Source organism: Undibacterium sp. 5I2 (assembly GCF_035019605.1).
GTDB lineage: Bacteria > Pseudomonadota > Gammaproteobacteria > Burkholderiales > Burkholderiaceae_D > Undibacterium.
On sequence record NZ_JASJVS010000033.1, the window covers coordinates 1 to 26,729 of the forward strand.

Annotated in this window: 22 protein-coding genes, 1 tRNA gene and 1 pseudogene; 17 read left to right on the top strand and 7 right to left on the bottom strand. The window is 53.9% G+C overall.

Annotated features, from left to right (window positions below; genetic code table 11):
- Positions 1–352 precede the first annotated feature (352 nt).
- From QN359_RS12440 to QN359_RS12450, 3 genes are all read left to right on the top strand, one after another.
- Positions 353–661 carry a helix-turn-helix domain-containing protein gene (locus QN359_RS12440; RefSeq protein WP_322247608.1) on the top strand — a complete coding sequence of 103 codons (309 nt, stop codon included), beginning with the start codon at positions 353–355 and terminating at the stop codon, positions 659–661.
- 55 nt (positions 662–716) lie between these two features.
- Positions 717–1,772, top strand: coding sequence for a HipA domain-containing protein (locus tag QN359_RS12445; RefSeq protein WP_322247609.1), 1,056 nt, complete (start codon positions 717–719; stop codon positions 1,770–1,772).
- Between the two features lie 487 nt (positions 1,773–2,259).
- On the top strand, positions 2,260–3,045 hold the full coding sequence (locus QN359_RS12450) for an ATP-binding protein (RefSeq protein ID WP_322247610.1): 786 nt from the start codon (positions 2,260–2,262) through the stop codon (positions 3,043–3,045).
- Between the two features lie 34 nt (positions 3,046–3,079).
- On the opposite strand, the gene QN359_RS12455 is transcribed toward QN359_RS12450, so the two are convergent.
- From QN359_RS12455 to QN359_RS12485, 7 genes are all read right to left on the bottom strand, one after another.
- A complete protein-coding gene (locus QN359_RS12455) occupies positions 3,080–3,760 on the bottom strand; it encodes a Fe2+-dependent dioxygenase (RefSeq protein WP_322247611.1) in 681 nt (226 codons plus the stop codon).
- Positions 3,761–3,833: 73 nt separating this feature from the next.
- Positions 3,834–6,107, bottom strand: a complete 2,274-nt coding sequence (locus QN359_RS12460; protein WP_322247612.1) for a catecholate siderophore receptor Fiu — start codon at positions 6,105–6,107, stop codon at positions 3,834–3,836.
- Between the two features lie 177 nt (positions 6,108–6,284).
- A complete protein-coding gene (locus tag QN359_RS12465; RefSeq protein WP_322247613.1) occupies positions 6,285–7,328 on the bottom strand; it encodes an aldo/keto reductase in 1,044 nt (347 codons plus the stop codon).
- A gap of 178 nt (positions 7,329–7,506) precedes the next feature.
- On the bottom strand, positions 7,507–8,550 hold the full coding sequence (locus QN359_RS12470; protein ID WP_322247614.1) for a quinone-dependent dihydroorotate dehydrogenase: 1,044 nt from the start codon (positions 8,548–8,550) through the stop codon (positions 7,507–7,509).
- A 34-nt stretch (positions 8,551–8,584) separates the two neighbouring features.
- Positions 8,585–9,307, bottom strand: a complete 723-nt coding sequence (locus tag QN359_RS12475) for an arginyltransferase (protein WP_322251099.1) — start codon at positions 9,305–9,307, stop codon at positions 8,585–8,587.
- Between the two features lie 40 nt (positions 9,308–9,347).
- On the bottom strand, positions 9,348–10,064 hold the full coding sequence (gene aat, locus QN359_RS12480) for a leucyl/phenylalanyl-tRNA--protein transferase (protein WP_322247615.1): 717 nt from the start codon (positions 10,062–10,064) through the stop codon (positions 9,348–9,350).
- A gap of 2 nt (positions 10,065–10,066) precedes the next feature.
- The gene (locus tag QN359_RS12485) at positions 10,067–10,633 is read right to left on the bottom strand and encodes an NUDIX hydrolase (protein WP_322247616.1); all 567 of its coding nucleotides are present in this window, start codon (positions 10,631–10,633) and stop codon (positions 10,067–10,069) included.
- 129 nt (positions 10,634–10,762) lie between these two features.
- Between QN359_RS12485 and QN359_RS12490 the strand changes: the two genes are divergently transcribed.
- From QN359_RS12490 to QN359_RS12555, 14 genes and pseudogenes are all read left to right on the top strand, one after another.
- Positions 10,763–10,839: transfer RNA gene (locus QN359_RS12490), tRNA-Met, on the top strand.
- 472 nt (positions 10,840–11,311) lie between these two features.
- Positions 11,312–11,834, top strand: a pseudogene (scpB, locus tag QN359_RS12495) (SMC-Scp complex subunit ScpB); the annotation flags it as partial.
- A gap of 264 nt (positions 11,835–12,098) precedes the next feature.
- On the top strand, positions 12,099–14,048 hold the full coding sequence (locus QN359_RS12500; protein ID WP_322247617.1) for a pseudouridine synthase: 1,950 nt from the start codon (positions 12,099–12,101) through the stop codon (positions 14,046–14,048).
- A gap of 213 nt (positions 14,049–14,261) precedes the next feature.
- Entirely contained in the window at positions 14,262–14,747 is a 486-nt protein-coding gene (rimP, locus tag QN359_RS12505; protein WP_322247618.1) for a ribosome maturation factor RimP, read from the top strand.
- Entirely contained in the window at positions 14,744–16,303 is a 1,560-nt protein-coding gene (gene nusA / locus QN359_RS12510) for a transcription termination factor NusA (RefSeq protein ID WP_322247619.1), read from the top strand. Before rimP ends, nusA begins: the two co-directional genes overlap by 4 nt.
- A gap of 46 nt (positions 16,304–16,349) precedes the next feature.
- Positions 16,350–19,193, top strand: coding sequence for a translation initiation factor IF-2 (gene infB / locus QN359_RS12515; protein WP_322247620.1), 2,844 nt, complete (start codon positions 16,350–16,352; stop codon positions 19,191–19,193).
- Positions 19,194–19,312: 119 nt separating this feature from the next.
- The gene (gene rbfA / locus QN359_RS12520; protein ID WP_322247621.1) at positions 19,313–19,783 is read left to right on the top strand and encodes a 30S ribosome-binding factor RbfA; all 471 of its coding nucleotides are present in this window, start codon (positions 19,313–19,315) and stop codon (positions 19,781–19,783) included.
- A 4-nt stretch (positions 19,784–19,787) separates the two neighbouring features.
- Positions 19,788–20,747: a tRNA pseudouridine(55) synthase TruB gene (gene truB, locus QN359_RS12525; RefSeq protein ID WP_322251100.1), complete on the top strand. Its 960-nt coding sequence runs from the start codon at positions 19,788–19,790 to the stop codon at positions 20,745–20,747.
- Between the two features lie 161 nt (positions 20,748–20,908).
- Positions 20,909–22,741, top strand: coding sequence for a translational GTPase TypA (gene typA, locus QN359_RS12530; RefSeq protein WP_322247622.1), 1,833 nt, complete (start codon positions 20,909–20,911; stop codon positions 22,739–22,741).
- 499 nt (positions 22,742–23,240) lie between these two features.
- Positions 23,241–24,116: a DMT family transporter gene (locus QN359_RS12535; RefSeq protein ID WP_322247623.1), complete on the top strand. Its 876-nt coding sequence runs from the start codon at positions 23,241–23,243 to the stop codon at positions 24,114–24,116.
- An 88-nt stretch (positions 24,117–24,204) separates the two neighbouring features.
- Complete coding sequence (yegQ, locus tag QN359_RS12540) at positions 24,205–25,569, top strand: tRNA 5-hydroxyuridine modification protein YegQ (protein ID WP_322247624.1); 1,365 nt, start codon at positions 24,205–24,207, stop codon at positions 25,567–25,569.
- 30 nt (positions 25,570–25,599) lie between these two features.
- Positions 25,600–25,884: a DUF1294 domain-containing protein gene (locus tag QN359_RS12545; protein ID WP_322247625.1), complete on the top strand. Its 285-nt coding sequence runs from the start codon at positions 25,600–25,602 to the stop codon at positions 25,882–25,884.
- A gap of 46 nt (positions 25,885–25,930) precedes the next feature.
- The gene (locus QN359_RS12550; protein ID WP_322247626.1) at positions 25,931–26,287 is read left to right on the top strand and encodes a hypothetical protein; all 357 of its coding nucleotides are present in this window, start codon (positions 25,931–25,933) and stop codon (positions 26,285–26,287) included.
- A complete protein-coding gene (locus QN359_RS12555) occupies positions 26,287–26,721 on the top strand; it encodes an EamA family transporter (RefSeq protein WP_369124410.1) in 435 nt (144 codons plus the stop codon). The genes QN359_RS12550 and QN359_RS12555 overlap by 1 nt, the downstream gene beginning before the upstream one ends.
- Positions 26,722–26,729: the final 8 nt, after the last annotated feature.

Here is a 26,729-nt window from a genome sequence, read left to right on the forward strand (position 1 = left end):
AAAAGCACGCGGGAATGACGAGGTATACGGTGTTTCAGGTGTAAAAAAGCGTCCATCAGGCTTTTGCGACAGCCTCTTCAGGGCGGGGAGGATGTCAAGTACTTTACCCGTTTTGTAAGTAAAAAATGACGTCCGCCTTCGGGTACAGTTTGTATGTATCTGTACGGTTTTTTGAGGATCTGACAGGGGATTTTCGTTCTGGCGCTATCTGCTGAAAAAATGACACGCGTTTAAGCCTAGGGAAGTAGGTTTATTATAATTTTTCGCTTGATTTGTCGTATAATCCTATTTCGATAGGTTTTTAATATAAAATCCTTTAATTTGCGAGTAAAAGACTACTCAATTAGGTTTTATGAAAAAAGTCACGAAAACCGTTTCCCCTTACAGCTCGCACATCGCTGACGTGGAGACGCTTGGCCACTTCATTCGCGCACAGCGCACCGCCGAAGGTCTTACCATTGAACAGGCGGCGTTGAGCATCGGTATTGCGAAACAGACACTCGCCGATCTGGAAAAAGGCAAGTCCACGGTCGGCATTGGGATTGTGTTGCGCATCGTTTCCGACTTGGGCTTGAACCTGTTCGTCGCGGACAAGCAGGACTCGAAAGCAGTGACGGACTTCATCCGGCTGCGTCCCTACGACACCGGCAGGATCAAATAATGCGTCTTGAGGTCTACTGCCAAAACGAGAGGGTCGCAACGCTACGGACGGAGAAATGGCCGTTACGCCTATCGAGCCCGAGCAGAAATTCCGCTACTTGTCGCCAGATGAGTTGTCGGAGCGCATTCGTGCTCGGCCGGCAATGCCATTTTCCGTCTGGGATGGGAAGGTCCGCCTGTCCATCGCCGGCTTCCAGGACAAGATCGCCGTCCTGAAGACCGATGAAGGATGGCACCTGGTCGAAGGACACGGCTTGGCCTCGACCGTCATTCTCAAGCCGGAGCCGATAAACTCTCGCCTCGCCGGACTGACCACAAACGAATTTTTTTGCATGCGGCTTGCGTTTCACGTTCGCTTGCCCGTGGCGGATGTGCGCCTGGTGCATGTGCCGGAGCCGGTCTTAGAAATTACCCGATTCGATCGGGAAGCAAGCGCCGATGGCATCCTGCGGCGCCATGTGATCGACGGTTGCCAGGCCTTGGGTATGTCGGTCGGAATGAAATACGAGCGGCCTTACGGTGAGACGAAGGATGTAAGGCACATCAGGGACGGTGCCTCTCTGCCACGTCTATTCGGGCTTTTAGACATAAGCAACCGGCCGGCGGCCCAGCGTCTGGCCTTGCTGCGCTGGGTGCTGTTCCAGATTCTGGTCGGTAATACAGACGCGCATGCCAAGAATCTGTCGTTTTTTGTCAGTGCGATCGGGACATACCTTACGCCCACGTACGACGTGGTCTGCACACTCGCCTACGCCGGCTCGATAGAGGACAACTTTGCAATGGCGATCGGCGACGCTTTCACGGAGGGAGAATTGAGCGCGTATGAATGGGCTCAATTCGCGGCAAATTGTCGCTTGTCGCCGCGCCTTGTTTCAATCGAAATGCTGAATCTGGTGCATCGGATCCGCGAGCGTTTGCCGGCGGTTCGCGCCGAGGTGGCTGCCGCTGGCGGGCTGGCCTCTGTCGTACAGAGCGTCGTCGATGTGATCAACCGCATGTGCTTGAGGCACGAGCAGCTTGCGCGCTTAATCGTCGAGGTCGATACGGACCAGTTTTCTGACCAGATACGCGACAAGCTTGTTCCAAGCGATCGCTTGCGCAGCAAGCTCTAGGGAAGCGCGGATTTAATCGCAGTGGCTTAGTCTCATCATTTCCGCCTGCGCGTACCTGACTACTCTTCGCCTCGTCATTTCTGCGCTGGCAGAAATCCAGTGGCACGCCAGTGCCTTCAGAGGCTGTCGCAAAAGCCTGATGGACGCTTTTTATATCTGAAACACCGCATACCTCGTCATTCCCGTATGCCACAGCCTCGTCATTTCCGTATGCCACAGCTTCGTCATTCCCGTATGCCACAGCCTCGTCATTCCCGTATGCCACAGCCTCGTCATTCCCGCATGCTTTTGGCGGGAACCCAGTGTCGTTTTTGCACTGAAAATGCCACAATTTCTGGCGTTTTCAGTTAACCACGAACGCCGCTGGATTCCTGCTAAAAGCGCGCAGGAACGACGTGGCCACCAGTCGGGGTAGTGATACCGACTGAAAACCCTTTTGCGACAGCCTCTTTAGGGCGGGGAGGATGTCAATGGCATCGACAAGGCTGTGATTTTTGACCATATTGATATTGACGAACCACTGGCTCAGGCATTCGACAGCATCATGCTGTTTTTGAAAAAGCATGCACTGCGTGGTGCGGATTTTTCAGAGTCGCGGCGCAAAGATGTTTGGAGTATCCCCTTGGGAATACTGCGTGAAGCTGTGATCAATGCATTAGTCCATGCCGATTATTCGCAACGTGGCGCACCTGTTCGTATTGCGTTTTTTGATGATCGGATTGAGATTGAAAATCCTGGTATTTTATTGCCTGGCATGACTATTGATGACATGAAGCAGGGCATCTCAAAAATCCGTAATCCGGTGATTGTGCGTGTGTTTCGTGAGCTCAATCTGCTTGAACAATGGGGTAGTGGCGTGAAACGGATCGTGAAGGAGGCTGAAGAACAAGGCTTGCCGGAAGTTCAAATTTCAGAAATTGGTATGCGGCTACGGCTGGTCATTCGATTTGCCGCCTTGTTGACTACGCAAGTGCGTGTTTCTGCTAAAGGCGTTGCGGCGACATTGAGTGCGCCATCAGAGGCCCAGTCAGAGGCCCAGTCAGAGGCCCAGTCAGAATCGATATTACATTTACTTTCCGATGCCTCGCTGGCATCCGCTGAGCTGATTAATTTGCTGCAGCTTAGTTCGAAAACCGGGGCATTCAAGCGCAGTATTCAGACTCTGTTGGAGCAAGGGCTGATTAGCTACACGCTGCCAGATAAACCCAGTAGTCGTTTGCAAAAATATTGCATCACCATGAAAGGTAGGCAACTATTAGCTGGTGCGCATTAAGTGTCTTGCGCTGTCAGCGTGCAACGCGCCGCGCTCAGGTCGTGGCCCACATGCGCAGTAAATTGTGATATTGCGCCGTCAAGCTCAGCACTTCGGCGCAGTCACCGAGGCGTTCGCGCAGTGTGCAGATGTTGTTATCCATTTGGAATAACATGCCGCGTTTGGCATCGTCGGCGATCATACTCTGGGTCCAGAAAAACGCGCACAGACGGGTACCGCGCGTGACCGGCATCACTTGATGCAGGCTGGTCGATGGATAGACAATCAAATCACCGGCCGATAATTTGACTTCATGCGTGCCATAGGTATCGAGCACCATCAGTTCGCCACCGTCATACTCCTCCGGCTCGCTGAGAAACAAGGTGCTCGACACATCGGTACGTAATTGCTGCGTGCTGCCCGGTATGGCACGGATGGCACCGTCAACATGTAAGCCGTAGTGTTCGCCGCCGGCATAGGAATTGAACAGTGGCGGCACGATGTGCAGCGGCAGAGCGGCGGAAAAAAACAAGGGATGGCGGCGTACCGCTGCCAGAACGATGGCACTGAGTTCGCGCGCCGTTGCTCCGTGCTCCGCTAACTGGCGGTTGGCTTTGACGCGTGCGCCTTGGGCGCCGACGGTTTGGCTGCCATCGACCCAGGTGCACGCGCTCAGGCGTTCGCGCAGGGCGCTGACTTCGCTGTGGCTCATGACAGCCGGAATGTGTAACATCATGCTGGTAACTCCTGTCGATTTGAGGTGCCCGGCCGATGCAAGGGCATAGCGTGACGGCCGGGCAGCGCTGTGCTTAAAATTTGATATTCAAGGCCAGCGTGGCTGAGCGCGGTGTGCCTGGGGCATAGCGATAACCGCTCTTGTTTATCGAGGCCACATAGCGCCGATCGCTGAGGTTGTAGACATTGAGCTGCAGGGCTACATTTTTATTGATGGCATAGTTGAGCATGCTGTCGAACACCCAGTATGGATCGGTGCTGACCGGTGTGCCGAGCGCACCGTCTTTGCCGCGCAAGAGCGCATCGACGAAGCGCGCACCGCCACCGAGTTTCAAACCCATTGGTAATTCGTAAGAGGTCCAGACGGTGAAGGTCTGTTTCGGGGCATAAGCGAGATTGGTTTCGCCATTGGCGGTTACGCTGGGTCCGCTGGCGACCGAGGTGTTCATGCGTGCATAGCCGGCGCTGACCAGCCAGTTGCGCCGAATCTCACCGCTCATACCGAGTTCCAGCCCTTGTACCCGTTTGGCACCGGTCTGGTAATACAATAAATCGACCAAATTTTGCACGATGTCGTTGGAGATGTCGGTGCGATACACGGCGGCGGTGAACGACAGTTTTTTCTCCAGTAAATCCCATTTGCCACCGATTTCGTAATTCTTCGCCACCTGCGGATCGAATTTAGGATTGCCGGCATTATCCGCCGCCAGGCTGAGGGCGAAATTTGCTCCGCCCGGTGCTTGTTTCGAGGTCGACATCGACGCATACACGCTGCTGTCGGTGGTCGGTTTGTAGAGTGCGCCGAGTTTCCAGTTGAGCAGATTGCCGGCGGTATTCAAGTTTAAGGGCACCAGCGTATTGATTGGCAGAGTAGGATTAGTTTTGGCAGTCGATAAGCTGGCGCTGGAATAATCGGTGTCGTAGCGGTCGATGCGCAGGCCGCCGTTGACTTGCCAGCGCGGGGAAAACTCTATGGTGTCAAACAAGTAAGCGCTGACGGTGCTGGTACTGCCGCGTGTGAACACGCCATTGCGTTGCAAATTGAGGCCGCTGACCGGGTCGGCTGGATTCGGATGGTACAAATTGGCGGCGGCGACGCTGCCCAAGCCATCGTAACCCCACGTGTTTTGCTTTTCCTGGGTCAATTCCAGACCGCCCAGCAGCGTCTGCTTGAAGCCGCCCCAATTGAGTTCGGCGCTCAGATTGCTTTGGTTAGTGAAAATCTCGTTTTGTTGATCTTTCTGTGTGCGTATGCTGCGTGCCAAGGTCCAGCCGCTGGTATCGCTCGGCACGGGGGTGAGTGCATTTGCGCTCGAGCCCATGAAAGCGGTGAGCAGATAATTTTGTGCGGTCTTACCGTAGCGCGTGGTGTTGATCAATCGGACGGTGGGACTGAAATCATGCTCGATGCGCGCAGTGAACATATCGGCACGGACCTGATCGTGATCGCTGTTGACGCCATAAAAATTGTTGCTATCGACTGCCGCCGCTTGACTCAGGACGGGGCGGGTCGGATCGGGGCTGGTGTAGCCGGGTAAGCCTATGGTGGGAACGCCGCCATCAGGAATATTGTTTTGCTCGACATGCAGGTAGCTGAGTATGACGCGGGTCGGGCTAGCCAGACCAAAGCTGAGCGTCGGTGCGACTGCCCAGCGCTGGTTGCGCACCACGTCGCGCCCCGCTACGCCGCTGTCTTGATCGAGCAGATTGAGCCGCAAAGCCGTACCGCTGGCTTCATCGAGGATGCGGTTGATATCGGCGCTGATGCGCTTTTGCTTAGCACTGCCAACTGACATGCTGATAGCGCCGGCATTATCGAGCTGGGCTTGCTTACTGTTTAAGTTGATCGAGCCAGTTGGCGCACTGCGGCCGCTGTCGGTGCCGGCGCTGCCTTTGAGAATATCGATTTGTTCGATGTTGAACAGGTCGCGAGAAATCGAACCGATGTCGCGCACGCCATCGACGAAGATACTGCCCGAGGTATCGAAACCGCGCATATAAATGGCGTCGCCGGTGCTGGTGCTGCCGTTTTCACCGAGGAAAAAAGCGCCGACACCTGGGGTATTTCTCAGCGCATCGGTGAGCGTGTGGGCCGCTTGCTGCTCGATCAGTTCGCGTTTGATGACGCTAATGGTTTGCGGGGTGTCGAGCAAGGGCTGACTGTATTTGGCGGAAGCGGCGCGCTCTGCTTTGAAGTCATTTTCGGTGCTGGCTTTGACGTTGACTTCCGGTAAGTCGGCGGCCTGTGCCGCAGTCAGCGGCAGCAGCAGGGCGGCGAAGGTGGCAGAGAGCGTGTGGGGTAAGCGTTTGGCGCGAGAGGCGTGATGAGGACGACTGATAATAGGCATTTCGGGATTCCAAAAGGATAGAGAAAACACATACCGTTTGGCTTTTCCGGGGAATGGCTGGTAGCAAGCAAGGAAGCTTGAGACAGTGATTGTAACGAAACTTTTCTTATTTGTAAATACGAACGATTATCAATTGCAATTAAGGTACAGCGCTTCCTCAGGGAAGCGCTGCGTACTTCAGAGCGCCGGGTTGTGCAACTGGCGGTGGATTTGTTCTATCTCGGCCAAGACTTCCGGACTCAATACGGTTTCGAAGGCATTGATATTTTCTTCCAGTTGGGCCAGCGTGGTTGCGCCGATGATGGTGCTGGAAACGAACCAGCGTGAGTAGCACCAAGCCAGCGCCAGACGTGCCGGCGTCATGCCATGCGCGTGTGCCAGTGCGGCATAGCGGCGACTGGCTTCAAACACTTCGGCACGCAGGTAGCGCGGACTCCAGGTCGGTGGGAAGTGCGTCAAGCGGCCGGCAGCGACGGCATCGGCGGCGTATTTCCCACTCAATTGGCCGAAGGCGAGCGGACTGTAGGCCAACAAGCCGATGTTTTCGCGGTAGCAGCTTTCATCGAGCCCTTGTTCAAAGGCGCGGTTCACCATATTGTAAGCATTTTGAATCGATGCCGGTGCAGCGGCGTGCTGCAAGCTGGCTTGGCGGCTGAACTCGCCTATGCCCCAAGCGGTTTCATTGGAGACACCGTAGGCGCGGATCTTACCTTCTTTAATCAGGGCATCAAGCGTGGCGACGGTATCGGCGATGGCGCAATGCGCGCGTTCTTGCGTCGGGTCGAAGCGGGTTTGGCCGAAAATCGGCGCATTCCGGCTGGGCCAGTGTAATTGATAGAGATCGATGTAATCGGTTTGCAGGCGCTGCAGACTGGTGTCGAGTGCGGCGCGCAGATTGGCCGGGCTGAAATCATTGTTACCGTTACGTATCCAGCCCATGCCGCGCGAAGGGCCGGCGATTTTACTGGCTATCACCAACTGCTCACGGCGACCCGATTTTTTTAACCAAGTGCCGAGGTATTGTTCGGTGCGGCCTTGCGTTTCGGCGCGCGGCATGACCGGATACATTTCGGCGGTATCGATGAAGTTGATGCCACGTTCGACTGCATAATCGAGTTGCTCATGTGCTTGGGCTTCGGTATTTTGTTCGCCGAAGGTCATGGTGCCGAGACAAATCGGGGTGACGTTGAGTGGACTGTTGCCGAGTTGTTTGCTTTGCATGAGTAAAAATTCCGTGGGTGGCTGGATAGGCGCGCTGGCGCTGTGGAGTAAAAGTATAGCGCAATTAGCCGTTGCGGTTTTTGGCCGTCCCGCCTCATTGGTAATTCCCTCGAATTTGAGGAAATTACAATCAGGAATAGTGATGCAAGTAGCTTTTCTGTACCGTTACATCTGCCGATTACACGCCTGGCCGCAAGGCCGCCGCACATTCCTTGACCAAGGCCGGGCCTTGATAAATTAAGCCTGAGTAGAGCTGCACCAATTCCGCTCCGGCGGCGATTTTGCTCGCCGCGTCGGCACCGGAAAAAATACCGCCGACGCCGATGATGGGCACTGCCGTGCCGAGTTCGGCTTTGAGTGCACGGATCACGTGGTTTGACAATTCAAACACCGGTTTGCCGGATAAGCCACCGGCTTCGTCGGCATGCGCGAGGCCCTGCACGGCGTCGCGGGTGATGGTGGTGTTGGTGGCGATGACGCCGTCGATACGGTGGCGCAGCAAGGCGGCAGCGATCGTTTTGATTTGCTCGGCGTCGATATCGGGGGCGATTTTCAAGGCCAGCGGCACGTAGCGGCGGTGTTGGTCGGCCAGACGTTGTTGGGCATCTTTGAGTTGGCCGAGTAAGGCGTCGAGTTCATCGCCGCCTTGCAGTTGACGCAGGTTTTTGGTATTCGGTGAAGAAATATTTACCGCTACATAACTGGCATACGGGTAGACCTTGGCCAGACAATGCAGATAATCATCGGCGGCATTTTCTATCGGTGTCGCGGCATTTTTACCGATGTTCAGACCGAGTACGCCTTGGCCTTCTTGATAGAAACGCGAAGCCTGAACATTCTTGACGAAGGCATCGACGCCGCCGTTATTGAAGCCCATGCGATTGATGATTGCACCGGCTTGCGGCAGACGGAACATGCGCGGCAGCGGGTTGCCAGCTTGGGCGCGCGGTGTGACGGTACCGATTTCTATCGAGCCGAAACCGAGTGCGGCCAGCCCGTCGATGTAGGCACCATCTTTGTCCAGACCAGCGGCCAAACCAACCGGGTTGGGGAAGCGAATACCCATCACGGTGCGTGGATCACAGTCGGGTTTGTTCAAGAAACGCGTCAGGCCGAGTTTGCTGGCCGTTTGTAAGGCCGGCAGGGTCAGATGGTGGGCGCGCTCGGCATCGAGCGAAAATAAAATGGAGCGGGCGAACGAATACAATAATTTTTCTGACATGGTAGTAAGCGAAGGTGAAATAAGTTGCTGAGAATTATAGGGATTGCCAATGGCCGTGCATTAATGCATCGAGCGGTTTGAAATTGGTCTTGTAAGACATTTTCGGGCTGGCGGCAATCCAGTAACCGAGATACACATGCGGTAACTGCAATTCGGCGGCTTGGCGAATTTGCCAGAGTACATTGTAGGTGCCGTAGGATGCTTCCGTTTCTTCCGGATCGAAAAACGTATACACGGAAGATAAGCCATCGCTGAGGATGTCGATGATGCTGACCATTTTCAATTGGTTTTCTGCATCGCGGAATTCTACCAAGCGCGTTTCTACCCGACTTTGCAGCAGAAACTGCGCATATTGATCGCGGCTGTCTTGGTCCATGCCGCCGCCGGCATGGCGATACTGTTGGTATTGCTGATACAGTTCATAGTGTTCATGGGTGTAGGCGAGCGCGATCACGCGGGCGCTGAGGTCGGCATGTTTTTTGTCGGCGCGCCGCTGACTGCGATTGGCATGAAATTCTGCCACGCGCACGCGCACTGGCGTGCAGGCGCGGCAATTGTCGCAGTGTGGCCGGTAGACGAAAATACCGCTGCGCCGAAAACCGCGGTGTACCAAATCAGAATACGCTTCTGAATTAATCAGATGGGCGGGCGTGGCAACTTGCGAGCGCGCTTGTAAGCCTGGCAAGTAGCTGCAAGGGTAGGGCGCAGTGGCATAAAATTGTATGCTTTCGCAAACTAATTCGTTGAGTTGTGTCACATTCGCTTCGTTTCTCTGTACCACGTGCGTGGTGCCTTATTTATAGCGGCAAGCTTGATAATGGCTGCCATTGAGTAATTTCCGGCTCGGTCGTGGCTGTTTCTATATGTAGCATAAATGCCTGACGGGATATTGCAGCCGCGCCCAAGGAGGCCAGATGTGCTGTCTCTTGCTGGCAGTCTAACAGTTTCACTCCCTGTGCGCGTAAGAAAAAAACCAACTGAGACAGTGCTAGTTTGGAGGCATTCGGCACGCGCGTAAACATCGATTCGCCATAAAACATGCGGCCGATGGCGACGCCGTAGGCGGCACCGACCAATTGGCCGTCCAACCATACCTCAGAAGAGTGGGCGTGACCGAGCGCATGCAAGCCGCAATAGCCGGCCACAATGTCTTCAGAAATCCAGGTGCCGGCACCCTCTTTGCGTGGTTGCGCGCAAGCGCGCATGACTTGTTCGAATGCCGAATCGAAGCGAAATTCCCAGCGCGGATCGCGCGCGGTTTTTTTCAGCAGTTTTTTTAAGCTCAATGAAACTTTGAACTCGTCGGTTTTTAATACCATGCGCGGATCGGTGGACCACCAGAGTATCGGCTGGCCTTCGGAAAACCATGGGAAAATACCGAGTTGGTACGCTTGCAATAAACGTTGTGGCGACAGATCGGCCCCTGCTGCCAGCAAGCCGGCCGCGCCGTCTTTTTCTGTCAGTGCCGTCGATACCGGCGGAAAGGCGCTGTGTGTTTCCAACCAAGGAATCAAGCTTAGCTCCGCATCGGTTTGAAAATATCATGTTCGTGCAGCGGCCAGTCTTGACCGGCGACGTGCTTGCTCAAATCTTCGAAAAAACAGCGCAAGGTGTGGCTGACGGTGGGGAAGGCGATGTCGTCCCACGGGATGTCGACATGCGAAAACAATTGTACTTCCAAGCTCTCGGTGCCGGCGGCGTAGTTGAGATCGAGCAAGGTCGCGCGGTAAAATAAATGCACCTGGTGTACATGCGGCACATTGACGATGGAGAATAATTCATGCATCTCAATATTGGCGCCGGCTTCTTCTATGGTTTCTCTTTGGGCCGCGGCCACAGTGGTTTCATTGTTTTCCATAAAACCGGCCGGTAAGGTCCAGTAACCGTAACGCGGCTCGATGGCGCGTTTGCAGAGCAGGATTTTCAGCTCGCCATCGCACTGCCAGACCGGGATGGAGCCGACCACCAGTTTCGGGTTCTGGTAATGAATGATGCCACAGGTGCTGCAGACATAGCGTTCACGGGTATCGTCGGCCGGAATTTTCAATTCGACGGGAGCGGCGCAATCAGAACAGAATTTCATAGGAGCGAGGGAGATAAAATTGAGCGATGTCTGCAGTGTAACATCAGCGGTGAGTACGGCGCAGATCAGAATATCGCGGTGGCGGCATTGCGCAATGCAATAAATCGGAGTATAGTTCACTTTATCAGACGCGGGGTGGAGCAGTCTGGCAGCTCGTCGGGCTCATAACCCGAAGGTCGTAGGTTCAAATCCTGCCCCCGCAACCAAATACGCAAAGCCGTTGATTTCTTGAAAAAGAATCAGCGGCTTTATCGTTTTTAGCGCGCGGTTCGCGCTCATATAACTATTTGTCGCACAAACAGTGAACCGTGTTATCCTGCATGGCGTGGTTGCAGAAGCAGGCAAGTCAGACTGAGTCGACTTGCAGCGCGGAGTTTGGCAGGGCAAGGGTGTTTGCCGATTACAATGCATGCGCGCTTGCTGAGAAATTTGCGTCAATTATCTTTGATGGCCTCGCTGTTCTGGACTACAATCTGGTATCTACTGATTAAATGGGTTGAGTGTGCAGCAATGCGCCTCGGGAAAACCTCTGATCTGCCCGCTGGACGGGCTTGCGGCCGAGATGGCTGACATAAATAAAATATAAATAAATTTAAATACATAGAAACGTGGGCTGTCACCGTATCCGGTTCAGTCTTTGTGTATGACATCCATTACAACCCGTGTAGTTAAAATTTCATGAATACTGCTGAGGCAAAACGAGTCCTCGAAACTGCTTTGTTATGCGCTCCGGAGCCGCTGAGCGTGAATGCCATGAGAAAATTATTTCAGGGTGACGACGAGCACGATGAGGCGGTGGGTGCTGACACGATCAAAAAAATGTTGGAAGATTTGCGGCTCGATTGGGCTGACAAGGGTATTGAATTGCTCGGTTTGTCGACCGGTTGGCGTTTTCAAAGCCGTCCTGAGATGCGGGTCTATATAGACAGGCTCAATCCGGAAAAGCCGCCGAAGTATTCGCGTGCGGCACTGGAAACCTTGGCAATCATTGCCTACAGGCAGCCGGTGACGCGTGGTGATATTGAAGAAATTCGCGGCGTGACAGTGGCTACGCAGATGGTTAAGACACTGGAAGACCGTGGTTGGATCGAGGTGATTGGTCAGCGCGATGTGCCTGGTCGACCTGCTTTGTTTGCTACCACGAAGCAGTTTCTCAGTGATTTGGGCTTGGCCTCGCTTGATCAGTTGCCGCCTTTGCAGCAGGTTAAACGGGATGAGCCGGCTGACATCATTCCTGAGTTTCAATTGTCGGGATTGAGCGATGAGTTGCTCAGTGTAGTAGTGGCAGTCGAGGTTGTGCCGTCATCGCCTGATGCGGCGAGTGCCGATGTTGCGCAAGCGACGTCCGCAGAGATAGATGAAAGTTTGAGTGATCAGGCTGCCGCCACGCCGGTGCCCGATAGTGAAGCGGGCGCTGATGGACAGCAGCCTTAAACAGTATGAACAGAATTGAAGAATGAATCCCATGAATCCTGAAGATGTAAAAGCCGATCACAATCGGGGCGACGTGGTCGCAGGTGCTGATGATAGCAAGCCAGCCAAGCGCGCAGTGCGCGGTCCGCGCAAGCCGCGTGCTGAGGGTGAAGCGGCGCAGCCGCGCGCTCCTCGCGCGCCTCGTGCGCCACGCGCCGAGGCTGTCGATGCCGCCGCTGCGAGTGATGAGCCGATTGTAGCGCGTGCGCCGCGTGCGCCACGTGCATCGCGTCCGGATGGTGAAGCGTCTGCTCCGCGTGCAGCGCGTACACCGCGTGCAGCGCGTCAGGATGGTGAGGCAGCCGCTCCGCGCACGGCGCGTGCGCCGCGCCAAGATGGTGAGTCGTCTGCGCCACGTGCGCCACGTGCACCACGCCAGGATGGAGAGTCGTCTGCTCCACGTGCGCCACGTGCACCGCGTGGGGATGGAGAATCGTCTGCTCCACGTGCGCCACGTGCGCCGCGTCAGGATGGGGAGTCGTTCGGTTCACGTGCGCCACGTGCACCACGTCAGGATGGGGAATCGACCGGTCCACGCGCGCCACGTCAAGATGGTGACCCCTATGGTTCGCGCACACCGCGCTCGCAAGCTGACTCCTCTGGGCAGCGCGCCGCGCGCTCCGATGGTACTTACGGTCCGCGCGGTGCGGCAGCAGCCGGTCGTGGTCCGGGTAAGCGTTTGCCACAAGCCGAGCGCCAAGTGCGGCGTGATACCAATCATCCGGATGAAGTATTTTCTTATGTGACCTCGGAAGCCTTTGATGCACTCGAAGGTGATGATGCACAGAAGGCGTCGCATGCCAAGCCGGTCAGACGCGATCTGACGGCCGATGATGATGCGCCGAAATTACACAAAGTGTTGGCCGAAGCCGGTCTTGGCTCGCGTCGTGATATGGAAGAGTTGATCGTTGCCGGTCGTGTGTCGGTCAATGGTGAGCCAGCTCATATCGGTCAGCGTATTTTGCCGACCGATCAGGTGCGTATCAATGGCAAGCCGATTATGCGTAAGGTCAGTAAAAAACCGCCACGCGTGTTGATCTATCATAAGCCGGCCGGTGAAATCGTCAGCACCAGTGATCCGGAAGGTCGTACTTCGGTATTCGACAGTTTGCCGAAGATGAAGGTCGGTAAATGGTTGGCGGTTGGTCGTCTCGATTACAACACCGAAGGCTTGTTGATGTTTACCACCTCGGGTGACTTGGCCAATCGGCTCATGCATCCACGTTACGGTATTGAGCGCGAATATGCGGTGCGCACACTCGGTGAGCTCGAAGAGGGTATGCGTCAGAGTTTGTTGGCTGGTGTGCAGCTCGATGATGGTCTGGCACAGTTCTCTAAAATTTCTGATGGCGGCGGCGAGGGTGTGAATAAGTGGTACCGCGTGGTTATCGGTGAAGGTCGAAATCGCGAAGTACGGCGCATGTTTGAAGCGGTCGGTTTGACGGTGTCGCGACTGATTCGTACGCGCTACGGTGCGATGACCTTGCCAGCGAATTTGCGGCGCGGTCGTTGGGATGAGTTGGAAGAAGATGCGGTTCGCAGCTTGTTGAAGATCAGCGGCTTGGAAAAAGTCGCCAGTGATCGTCCGGCACCGAAAGGGAAGTCGTTCGGTGATAAGCCTTACGGTAACAAGCCGGCCGGGCCGTATGCTCAGAAGCAGCCGAATTTCCCGATGTCGAGTGGTCGTGGTGAGTATGGCGTCGGTCGTGGTGCGAATACCACAGGTAATGCTAATGGCAATAAATTGAGCAGTAATCCTGGCAACGGTAACGGTAACGGCAATGGTAATGCGGCAAACAAGCGTCCGCGTCAGCCTGATCCTATGCAAACGGCGCTGGGCTTTCCTGATGCTGGGCAGCAACGACGTGGCCCGACTTCGCGTGGCAGTGGCCAAGCGATTGGTCAAGGAATTGCGGCGCGTCGACGTTCCCGCGGCGCTTGATTTTTGACTGTGGTTTGTGCTTGATTTGCCCTGTTTTTTGATTGCGACAGGGTAAATAATCGTTTATAATCTGGCAGTTATAAGATGATGCCTGATGAACTGATGATCAGAGCGCTGAAAAAACGATGGGCTTTGCCCATTTTTTTTTGCTTTTTCAGAGCGGGTGCGCTGTGATGGCAGGTTCTTGCAGGTTTGTATTGATCGGAGAATAGTTTGGCTTTGTTGGATTTGATAGAGAAAACCGTCAATGGTACGGGGTATGATCTGGTTGATTTTGAGCAGGCCGAACGCGGTTTGTTCCGAGTGTATATCGATCATTTGCCGACAGACGTGGAAAAAGGCAATATCGCCGTCGAAGACTGTGAAAAAGTCAGTCATCAGCTCTCGCATGTACTCACTGTTGAGAACGTCAATTACGAACGTCTCGAAGTGTCGTCGCCGGGGCTGGATCGTCCGTTGAAGAAGTTGGCTGATTATGTGCGCTTTGCCGGTCAGGAAGTGACGGTGAAATTGCGCATGCCTATGCCGGGTACGCCGAATCGCAAAACCTTTGCAGGCCTGTTGCACGAGCCTGAAGGTGAAAATCTGAAGCTGGAATTTGAAGTAAAAGATGGGTCGGCCATGCTGGAGTTTACGCTCGCCGATGTGGATAAGGCACATCTGGTGCCACAAGTGGATTTTAGGAGTCGCAAAGCATGAGTCGTGATTTGTTGTTATTGGTGGATGTGCTGGCGCGCGAAAAAAACGTCGATGAAGAAGTTGTTTTTGGTGCGCTTGAGCATGCTTTGGCGCAGGCAACAAAGAAGCGTTTTCCTGGTGAAGTCGATATTCGTGTGGAAATCGACCGCGAAACCGGTGAATTCCGCTCGTTCCGCCGCTGGCATGTAGTTCCTGATGAAGCGGGCTTGCAATTGCCCGACCAGGAAATTCTGCATTTCGAAGCGGTGGAAGATGATCCTGAAATTCAAATCGATGATTACATCGAAGAAGAAATTGAATCGGTCGATTTCGGCCGTCGTTTTGCCCAAGATACCAAACAAGTCGTACTGCAACGCATCCGTGATGCTGAACGCGAACAAATTTTGGCCGATTTCCTTGAGCGCGGCGACTCGCTGGTAACCGGTACCATCAAACGCATGGAGCGTGGTGATGCCGTGGTTGAGTCGGGTAAAATCGAAGCGCGTTTGCCGCGTGATCAGATGATCCCGAAAGAAAATCTGCGTGTTGGTGATCGCGTCCGTGCCTATATTTTGCGCATCGATCGTAATGCCCGTGGCCCGCAAGTCGTGCTCTCGCGTACCGCCCCTGAGTTCATCATGAAATTGTTTGAACTCGAAGTGCCGGAAATTGAACAAGGTTCTTTGATCGTCAAATCGGCCGCGCGCGATCCTGGTGTACGTGCCAAGATTGCCGTGTTTACGGCTGACAAGCGCATCGATCCTATCGGTACCTGTGTCGGTATGCGTGGTTCACGCGTGCAGGCCGTCACCGGTGAGCTTGGCGGTGAACGTGTCGATATCGTGTTGTGGTCGGAAGATCCGGCGCAATTCGTCATCGGTGCGCTGGCACCAGCCAATGTTTCATCGATCATGGTCGATGAAGAGAAACATGGCATGGATGTCGTGGTGGATGAAGAAAATCTCGCCATCGCCATCGGTCGTAGCGGCCAGAATGTCCGTTTGGCAGCCGAACTGACTGGTTGGCAGATCAATATCATGACCGCGGAAGAATCGGCCAGCAAAGCAGAGCAAGAAACTGCCGGGATTCGCGCCTTGTTCATGGAAAAACTCGATGTTGACCAAGAAGTGGCCGACATTCTGGTTGATGAAGGATTCTCTAGTCTGGAAGAAATCGCCTATGTGCCGATCAGCGAAATGCTGGAAATCGAAGCATTTGACGAAAGTACCGTGACTGAATTGCGTAACCGTGCACGCGATGCGCTTTTGACAGAAGCGATCGCTTCTGAAGAAGGTTTGGAAGGTATGGATGACGAGTTGATCAATCTCGAAGGGATGACACGCGTTACCGCAGGTAAGCTGGGCTTGGCCGGAATTAAAAACCTGGCAGCTTTTGCCGGTTTGGCCTACGACGAATTTGGCGCGATTTTGGCATTGTCTGCCGACCGTTCACGCCATTTAATTAAAGAAGCATTTGAAGATGTGACCGATGATGAGATGAAACTCATCGACGCTAAATATGATGATCAGGCCAAGGCTTTGTTAGCCAATGCCTGGAAACTCGTAGAAGCTAAGTAATGACGGGTTTCATATTCATAACGCGCACATAGAAAAAGAGGACTGAATGGCGAGTAACAACGTTGCCCAATTTGCCACCGAGCTGAACATGTCAGCAGATTTACTGCTTACGCAATTGCGTACGGCGGGTGTCGATAAAAATTCGACAGCGGATTTGTTGACCAAAGAAGATAAAGATCGACTGCTGGAACACCTGCGTCGTTCTCACGGTTCTGCGCTCGATAACGAAAAGAAAAAGATTACGGTCACTCGTAAAGAGACGACTGAGATCAAACAGGCGGATGCTACGGGCAAATCTCGCACCATTCAGGTCGAAGTGCGCAAAAAACGCACCTTTGTCAAACGCGATGAAGTTGTCGCCGATGATGCGGCAGCCCTGACACCGGTGGCCGAAGTCGAAGTGGCGCAGCTGAATGAAGAGGAAGCGCGGCATGAAGCCGAGCTGATCGCTCGTCAAGAAGTGGAATTGCGCGAAAAACAAGAGCACCTTGCAAAGTTGGAAGCAGAAAAAGAGGCCCAGGCCGCCGCCATGCGTGTGGCTGCCGAAGCCGAGGCCGCTAAGGTCGCTGCGGAGCGAGTCAAGGCAGAGCAAGCCGTAGCGGTCGCTGCGGCGGAAAAAACTGTAGAAGCGAAACCTTCTCAGTCAGATGAAGAGAAGAAACGTTTGGACGCAGAAGAAGCCAAGAAACAAGCTGGCCTGGTAGCGAAAGAAGCGGCAGATCGTGCCGCCGCCACAGAGAAAGCCAGAAAAGCGGTCGCCGACGAAGTCGCGCAGATCAAAGAAATGATGAATGCGGCGCGGCGCCCGGCGAAACCAGTGGTGGCAGCACCAGTGGTGGCCAAGCCTGCTGAAGGCACTTTGCATAAGCCGGCGGATAAAAAAGTCGGTGACAAGAAGCCTGTCGTGGCAGCTGCCAAAGATGATAAAAAACCTGCGGTCGGCGATAAAAAAGCGATCAAATCGGGGAATGTCTCATCGACTTGGCAAGATGATGCCAAGAAGCGTAGCGGTGGTTTGAAAACCCGCGGTGATACATCCGGTGGTCGCGATGGTTGGAAGGGCGGTCCTAAGGGCCGTCGTAACAATCACCATGATGATCGCGAATCGAATTTCCAAGTGCCGGTTGAAGCCATCGTGAAAGATGTCTATGTGCCTGAAACACTGAGCGTGGCTGAGCTGGCACATAAAATGTCGGTCAAGGCTTCGGAAGTGATCAAGCAATTGATGAAGCTCGGTCAGATGTGCACGATCAACCAGGTGCTGGACCAAGAAACGGCCATGATTTTGGTCGAAGAAATGGGTCACAAAGCATTTGCGGCAAAACTCGATGATCCGGAAGCGATGTTGGTCGATACCGAAGAACATGCGCAGTATGAGTCGTTCTCACGTGCGCCGGTCGTGACTGTCATGGGTCACGTCGATCATGGTAAAACTTCGCTGCTCGATTATATCCGTCGCGCTAAAGTGGCTTCCGGTGAAGCCGGTGGCATTACTCAGCATATCGGCGCGTATCACGTAGAAACACCGCGTGGCATGATTACTTTCCTTGATACCCCGGGTCATGAAGCCTTTACGGCGATGCGTGCTCGTGGTGCCAAAGCGACCGATATCGTTATTTTGGTCGTCGCAGCCGATGACGGCGTGATGCCGCAAACGAAAGAAGCGATTGCTCATGCCAAGGCAGCCGGCGTACCTTTGGTTGTGGCGATCAATAAGATCGACAAACCTGGTGCCAATGCTGATCGCGTGACGCAAGAGTTGATCGCCGAAGGCGTTGTGCCGGAAGCATACGGTGGTGAATCACCATTCGTTCAAGTGTCGGCAAAAACCGGTTTGGGCATCGATTCCCTGCTGGAAAACGTCTTGTTGCAAGCTGAAGTGCTGGAACTGAAAGCACCGATCGAAGCGCCGGCCAAAGGTCTGGTGATCGAATCGCGCCTGGATAAAGGTCGCGGTACGGTTGCGACTATCTTGGTACAGTCCGGTACTTTGAAACGTGGTGATGTGGTCTTGGCTGGTACAGCGTATGGTCGTGTTCGCGCCATGCTGGACGAAAACGGCGTGACGATTACGGCAGCGGGTCCATCGATTCCAGTCGAAATTCAAGGTTTGACAGAAGTGCCGTCAGCCGGTGAAGAAGTCATGGTCATGGCTGATGAACGCAAAGCGCGTGAAATCGCCTTGTTCCGTCAAGGTAAATTCCGCGACGTCAAATTGGCCAAGCAACAAGCGGCCAAGCTTGAAAACATGTTTGAAAACATGGGCGAAGGCGAAGTCAAGAATCTGCCTATCATCGTCAAGACCGATGTGCAGGGTTCGCAAGAAGCCTTGGTTCAATCGTTGCAGAAATTGTCGACCAGCGAAGTGCGCGTACAAGTTGTCCACGCAGCCGTTGGCGGTATTTCCGAAAACGACGTCAATTTGGCGGTTGCTTCGAAAGCGGTCATCATCGGCTTCAACACCCGTGCCGACGCATCGGCGCGCAAATTGGCCGAGTCGAACGGCGTCGACATTCGTTACTACAACATCATTTACGATGCGGTCGACGAAGTCAAAGCTGCCTTGTCTGGTATGCTGGCACCGGAAAAACGCGAACAGATCATCGGTATGGTCGAGATTCGTCAAGTATTCTTGGTCAGTAAAGTTGGCGCGATCGCCGGCTGTCTGGTTACCGACGGTATCGTCAAGCGTACTTCTTCCGTTCGCTTGTTACGCAACAATGTCGTTACCTGGACCGGCGAGCTTGATTCGCTCAAACGTTACAAAGATGATGCCAAAGACGTCAAGGCCGGTATGGAGTGTGGTCTTTCATTAAAAGGCTACAACGACATTCAAGTCGGCGATGCGCTGGAAATCTTTGAAGTACAGGAAATTGCACGTACTCTGTAATTCAAAACAACCCCGGCCAGTCCGGGGTTGTTATTTTGGGGGAGCAGAATTCTTGTGCGCACTAACCAGGTGCGCCGCGTGCGCCCCGACATACATCATGGCAAAACACAGTAAATATTATGGCAAAACACAGTAAAACCATCCCGGCACGCGGTTTGCGCGTCGCCGATCAGATCCAGAAAGATTTGGCGCAGATCATTTGGTCGGAATTAAAAGATCCGCGCGTCGGCATGATTACGCTGACCGAAGTGCAGCTCACGCCCGACTACGCGCATGCGAAAGTTTTTTTCACCACACTCGTCGATGATGCTGTGGCGATCAAGGCGACCAATGATGCCTTGAGTAAGGCTGCCGGTTTTTTACGCGCGCAACTCGGCTTGCAATTGCGTATACATACCTTGCCTCAATTGCATTTCATTCATGATATGTCGACCATGCGCGGTATCGCCATGTCGCGCTTGATCGATGAAGCCAATGCCAGTCGTTCGGCTGATGAGGTGGTCGTGCCGGCTGCTGTCGTTGACAGCAGCGACGAACTCGAGGACGCCGATGAAGGCGATCAAGGCGATGATGGCGACGCCAAGCATTGAGCCGATGGTGCGCCAAGCCGCAGTGAATACGTCGATCAAAAAAGCGCCACGCGTGCCGGTGCACGGGGTGTTGTTGCTCGACAAGCCGGTCGGTTTTTCCAGTAACGATGCGCTGATCAAGGCTAAACGCATGCTCAATGCCATGAAGGCTGGGCATACCGGGACGCTCGATCCGTTTGCGACTGGTTTGTTGCCGCTGTGTTTTGGTGAAGCGACTAAGTTTTCGCAAGATTTGCTGGAGGCTGACAAGACTTACACCACCGTCGTGCATCTGGGGCAAACCACCACCACTGGCGACACCGAGGGTGAAATTCTTGCTACGGCAGAGGTGGCGGTCACGCTGGAGCAAATCCATGCCGTGCTGGCGCAGTTCCGCGGACCGATCGCGCAGGTGCCGCCGATGTATTCGGCCTTGAAACGCGATGGCAAACCCTTGTATGAATACGCCCGAGCCGGTATTACACTCGAGCGCGCGGCACGCCATGTGGTGATTCATGAGTTGGCATTGCTTTCGTATCAAGCCCCGTTACTGAGCTTGAAGGTCAAATGCAGCAAGGGCACCTATGTGCGCGTGCTCGGCGAAGAGATCGGTGCTGCGCTTGGTTGCGGTGGCCACTTACAAGCTTTGCGCCGGATTGCGGTCGGCCATTTGGTATTGGAAAAATCGATCACGCTCGATTCTTTGGCGGAACTTGACATTGCGCAGCGCTTGGCTTTGCTCGACCCGGTCGATGCGCTGTTGTCGAGTTTTCCACCAGTGCAGTTGACTGATGAATTGGCCGTGCGTTTTTTACATGGACAAAGACTGGCGCTGGGAAAAGAGGCGCTGAATTTGCCGGCAGAGTTGGGACGGGTGCGCGTGTATCGCGCCTCTGATCAAGCTTTGCTCGGTTCTGCGCAGTTGCAGGAATACAGTATATTGGCACCGGAACGGCTGATCAAAACAGAGGGAAGCGCGCAGTAACGCCGCGCGTCGACTGAAAGGCAGGGGCGAGATGTTTCCGTCGCCCACGTAAAAATGTCATCGCAAGGTAGCAACTCCTTGAAATAATAGGTGTTTTCGGCTTTTGCGCTGCACCATGTTATAATCTTAGGTTATCCGATTTACCCCAAACGAACGCTATCATGTCCACTCAAAAACGCGCTATTCGCAACATCGCCATTATCGCCCACGTCGATCACGGCAAAACCACTCTGGTTGATCAATTATTGCGTCAATCCGGCACTTTCCGTGAAAACCAACAGGTTGATTCGCGCGTGATGGATTCGAATGATATTGAAAAAGAGCGTGGCATCACGATTCTTTCCAAAAACTGTGCAGTAGAATACAAAGGCACGCATATCAACATCGTTGATACCCCGGGCCATGCCGATTTCGGCGGTGAAGTAGAGCGCGTTTTGTCGATGGTTGACAGCGTGTTGTTGTTGGTCGATGCACAAGAAGGCCCGATGCCGCAAACCCGTTTCGTCACGCGTAAAGCGCTGGCCTTGGGTTTGAAGCCTATCGTCGTGGTCAATAAAGTCGATCGCGAAAACGCTGATCCGCAGAAAGCCGTTAACGCGACTTTCGAATTGTTCGACAAACTCGGTGCAACCGATGAACAACTCGATTTCCCTATCATTTACGCATCGGGCTTCAAAGGCTATGCCGGTTTGGTAGACACGGTTCGCGAAGGTAACATGGAACCCTTGTTCGATGCCATCCTTGAGCACGTTCCTGCGCGTGAAGATGACCCGGATGGTCCTTTGCAATTGCAAATCACTTCGCTCGAATACTCCTCGTATGTTGGTAAGATCGGCGTTGGCCGTATCCTGCGCGGTCGCGTCAAGGGCTTGCAAGATGTCGTTTGGATGAATGGTCCCGATGACAAACCGACTAAGGCCCGTATCAACCAAGTGTTGACATTTAAAGGCTTGGATCGCGTGTTGGCTGAAGAAGCTTTGGCTGGCGACATCGTGCTGATCAACGGTATCGAAGAAATCAGTATCGGCACCACTATCTGCGCACCGGACACACCGGAAGGTTTGCCGATGTTGAAGGTCGATGAGCCGACACTGACCATGAATTTCATGGTCAACAACTCGCCGTTGGCTGGTCGTGAAGGTAAGTTCGTTACTACCCGTCAGATCAAAGACCGTTTGGACCGCGAATTGAAAGCTAACATGGCTTTGCGCGTAGTGCAGGCTGAAGGCGATGATTCGACTTATGAAGTATCCGGTCGCGGCGAATTGCATCTGACTATTTTGATCGAAAACATGCGTCGTGAAGGTTACGAGCTGGCCGTTTCGCGTCCACGCGTGGTCTTCAAAATGGTGGACGGCGTGCGCCACGAGCCGTACGAAAACTTAACCGTTGATGTGGAAGAAGCGAATCAAGGCGGCGTGATGGAAGAACTCGGTCGTCGTCGCGGTGACTTGCAAAACATGGAATCCGACGGTAAAGGTCGCGTTCGTTTGGAATACCGTATCCCGGCCCGTGGCCTGATCGGTTTCCAAGGCGAATTCATGACTTTGACACGCGGTACAGGCTTGATGAGCCACGTGTTTGATGAATACGCTCCGGTTGATAATACCCGTGGTGAAATGGCCGGTCGTCGCAACGGTGTCTTGATCTCGCAAGATGATGGCGCAGCAGTAGCGTACGCTATCTGGAAATTGCAAGATCGCGGCCGTATGTTCGTCAGCCATAACGACCCAGTGTATGAAGGCATGATCATCGGTATTCACTCACGTGACAATGATTTGGTGGTCAACCCTATCAAGGGTAAGCAATTGACTAACGTGCGTTCCTCCGGTACCGATGAAGCGGTGCGTTTGGTCACACCGATTCAAATGTCGCTGGAATATGCAGTCGAATTCATCGACGACGACGAATTGGTCGAAGTGACACCGAAGAGTATCCGTTTGCGTAAGCGTTATTTGAAAGAACACGAACGTAAAAAAGCATCGCGCGATTAATATCCGACGACGCTGATGCTCACTGAGTAGCAATGCGGCGCTGATTTTAAACCCGTTTCGTTCTTTGTGAGCGTGACGGGTTTTTTTATTGGGAAAATCGGTAACAACTTAATGGATCGTCGTAAGCGAGCATGGAAAAGACTCTGGAAGGGGTTTGCATCCCCTCCCATCGGGTTGCTCCTTCGTCGCTCACCGGCCAAAAGAGGCTGTCGCAAAAGGGTAGTGAGTCGGTATCATTACCCTAACTGGTGGCCACGTCATTCCTGCGCGCTTTTGGCAGGAACCCAGCGGCGTTCGTGGTTAACTGAAAATGCCAGAAATTGTGGAATTTTCAGTGTAAAAAACGACACTAGGTTCCCGCCAAAAGCACGCGGGAATGACGAGGTATACGGTGTTTCAGGTGAAAAAAAAGCGTCCATCAGGCTTTTGCGACAGCGTCTGAAGGCCGGGGTTTCAAATCCTAGTCAGATTTTTGATGAAATTACAGATAAGGAGAGGCATGTCGTCAGTCAAACTCAATCACCGCAAAGCGGTCATGCTCATGATTTGCGCCGCCAGTTTATGGAGTATGGCCGGGGTCGTGACGCGCCATCTGGAGGGTGCGCGCGGCTATGAGGTGACGTTTTGGCGCAGCTTGTTTGCCGCGCTCTTCGTCGCTGCTGCCATGCTGCGGCAATATGGGCGCGGATTTTTTCCGCGCTTGCGCTTGCTGGGCAAGCCGGGTTTGATTTCCGGTTGTATGTGGGCCACCATGTACAGTTGCTTCATGATTGCGATGACCATGACGACCGTCGCCAATACTTCCATTATGGAAAGTCTGGCACCCTTGTTTACGGCGATACTGGCGTGGTTAGTGTTGCGCGAAAAAATTCCACTGCGTACCTGGGGCGCGATTGCTGCGGCCGGGGCTGGCATGGCGTGGATGTTTATCGGCAGCTTGGCGCAGCTCGATGCGCGTGGCATGCTCGGTATGTGCATCGCACTCGGGGTGCCGGTGGCGTCGGCGGTGAATATGATCGTACTCAAACGCAGTGGTCATGCGGTCGATTTGATACCGGCGGTACTGCTGGGTGGCGTGTTCTCGGCGTTGGCGATGTTGCCGTTGGCTTGGCCCTTACAAGCATCGCTGCACGATATCGGTTTGCTGGCCTTTTTGGGTTTCTTTCAACTCGGCTTTCCCTGCATGCTGATGGTGCGTGCGGCCGCTGGTTTGTCGGTGTCGGAAGTGGCTTTGCTGGCCTTGTTGGAAGTGTTGCTGGCACCGATATGGGCTTGGCTGGGGGCTGGCGAAGTGCCGGCGGCAGCGAGTATCGTCGGTGGCGCAGTGGTGTTGGCAGCCTTGGTGTTCAATGAGGTGACGGCCGGCGAAGCTTGATGTGGCTCAAAGCTTGTGTGGGTAAATTTGCGCAGAAAAGTGAGCGGACTTAAAATCGCGAACATTTTTCTTTATTGATCGCTCAGCCATGTTAATCGCCCCTGAACTTCTTTTACCCGCCGGCTCGCTGGAAAAAATGCATGCCGCATTTGATTTCGGTGCCGACGCTGTGTATGCCGGCCAGCCTCGCTATAGTCTGCGGGCACGGAATAATGAATTTTCTACTGCCGATATTCTGCAACAGGGTATCGATGGTGCGCATGCGCGCGGCAAGAAATTTTTCGTTGCCAGCAATATTTTTCCACACAACGCTAAGCTCAAAACCTATTTGCACGATATGGCACCGGTGGTCGCGATGAAACCTGATGCCTTGATTATGGCCGATCCCGGTCTGATCATGATGGTGCGTGAAAAATGGCCGGAAGTACCGGTACATTTGTCGGTGCAGGCCAATGCCGTCAATTGGGCCGATGTGAAATTCTGGAAAAACATGGGCTTGACGCGGGTGATCTTGTCACGCGAGCTCTCGCTCGATGAAGTGGAAGAAATTCGTCAGCAATGCCCCGATATGGAACTCGAAGTGTTTGTTCATGGTGCGCTGTGTATTGCGTATTCGGGGCGCTGCTTGTTGTCCGGTTATTTCAATCACCGCGATCCGAATCAGGGTACTTGTACCAATTCTTGTCGCTGGGATTACAAGGTCGAAAACGCTGATGAAAATGAAACCGGCGATTTGGCCCGCATTCCGGTCAAAACCATCGCGTTCAATTATGGCCAAGCGCTGGAACAAGCGAATCAATCGTTCTCAGCGATGGGCGACATGCCGCGCCATCCGTTGGCTGATCGTCCTTACCTGATCGAAGAAAGTACCAAGCCGGGGCAGCTCATGCCTATACTCGAAGATGAGCACGGTACCTACATTATGAATTCGAAGGATCTGCGCGCGGTCGAGCATGTCGAACGGCTGGCCAAGATCGGTGTCGATTCGCTCAAGGTGGAAGGGCGCACCAAATCGCTCTATTATGTGGCGCGCACGGCCCAGGTGTATCGCCGTGCGATCGATGATGCCGCCGCTGGTCGAGCATTCAATCCGCAGTTGCTCGGTGAACTCAACGGTCTGGCCAATCGCGGCTATACTGACGGCTTTTACCAGCGTCATCATACCCAAGATCATCAGAATTACATGGAAGGGGTGTCGCAGGCGCATCGCAGTCAATATGTTGGACAAGTTTTGCAGATTGTTGATGGCTGGGCCGAGGTGGAAGTGAAGAACCGTTTTGCCGTCGGTGACAGGATAGAAATTATTTCTCCGGCGGGGAATGAGATTGTTACCCTCGCTGAGATGCGCAACAGTGATCATCAAGCGCTGCAAATCATCGGTGGTGCTGGCCACAGGGTGCGCATTCCGCTGGCGGCCAAATACGACAAAGCGCTGCTGGCACGGATGCTGTAAGCAGCCTATGCCATCGAGCAGGGAGATGCGGTGTCTTGGATACAAATTGTCATGGCGTGGTATGGCACCCTCAGTCTGCTGTGTTATGGCAGCTATGCGCTGGATAAACGCGCCGCAATCGCTGGCCGCGCGCGCATACCGGAGCATACGCTGCTGTTTCTCAGCTTGCTCGGTGGCTGGCCTGGTGCCTTGTTGGCGCACCGATGGTTACGCCATAAATCGCGTAAAACCGCTTTTTTGTTGCGCTTTTCTTTTATGCTGACACTGCATGCTTTATTGTTGTTGGCGGTTGCGTATTTCTTGTTAGTTTTTTGAGCGTATCTTCCTTACAATGCTGAGATCGACTTTTTGAGGGGCTGGCATGAATTGGTATGGGGTTTTTGTGGCGGGCTTGCTGTTACTGGCAGGCTGTCAACCGCCGCCGCAGGTCAAACTCGCTGCACCACTGACGATTGCTTTGTACCCGAGCGAGCGAGATGCCGTCGCGGCAATATCGAACGCTGCTCGCACGACACCGCAAAGTTTTGCCGCTTATGAAGATTTGCAACTTTCTGAGCACTGCGCAGTCAGATTGCTGCATGATTTTCGCGTCAGTTGCGTGGAAACGCGCAATAAACAAGCGGCTTGGATTGCGTATAGTCAACTCAGCGAAGCGCGTGTACAAAGCTTGGCTTTGAGTGCGCCGCCGCGCATCGTCGCGCCAGAGCGTCAGCCATGATGGCTGGCAGCAGTCCATGGCTGCTGTGGGCCTTGTTTTCCGCTATTTTTGCGGCATTGACGGCAATTTTCGCCAAAATCGGCATCCAGGGCGTCGACAGTGATTTCGCCACACTGCTGCGTACCGTGCTCATTGTGTTGTTGCTGGCGGTATTTGTCTGGAGCACAGGCAAGTGGCGCAATCCCTTTGACTTGGCAGCGCGTACTTGGCTCTTTCTCAGTCTCTCGGGATTGGCGACTGGCGCTTCCTGGGTGTGCTATTTCCGGGCCTTGCAAAACGGACCGGCCTCACTGGTCGCGCCGGTGGATAAACTGAGCGTGGTGTTGGTGGCGATTTTCGCTTGCGCTTTTTTGGGTGAGCGGCCCGATTGGCGCCAATGGCTAGGTATTGCCATGATAGCTGGCGGGGTGTTGGTCATGACGCTCAAGCGCTGAGCCGCGGA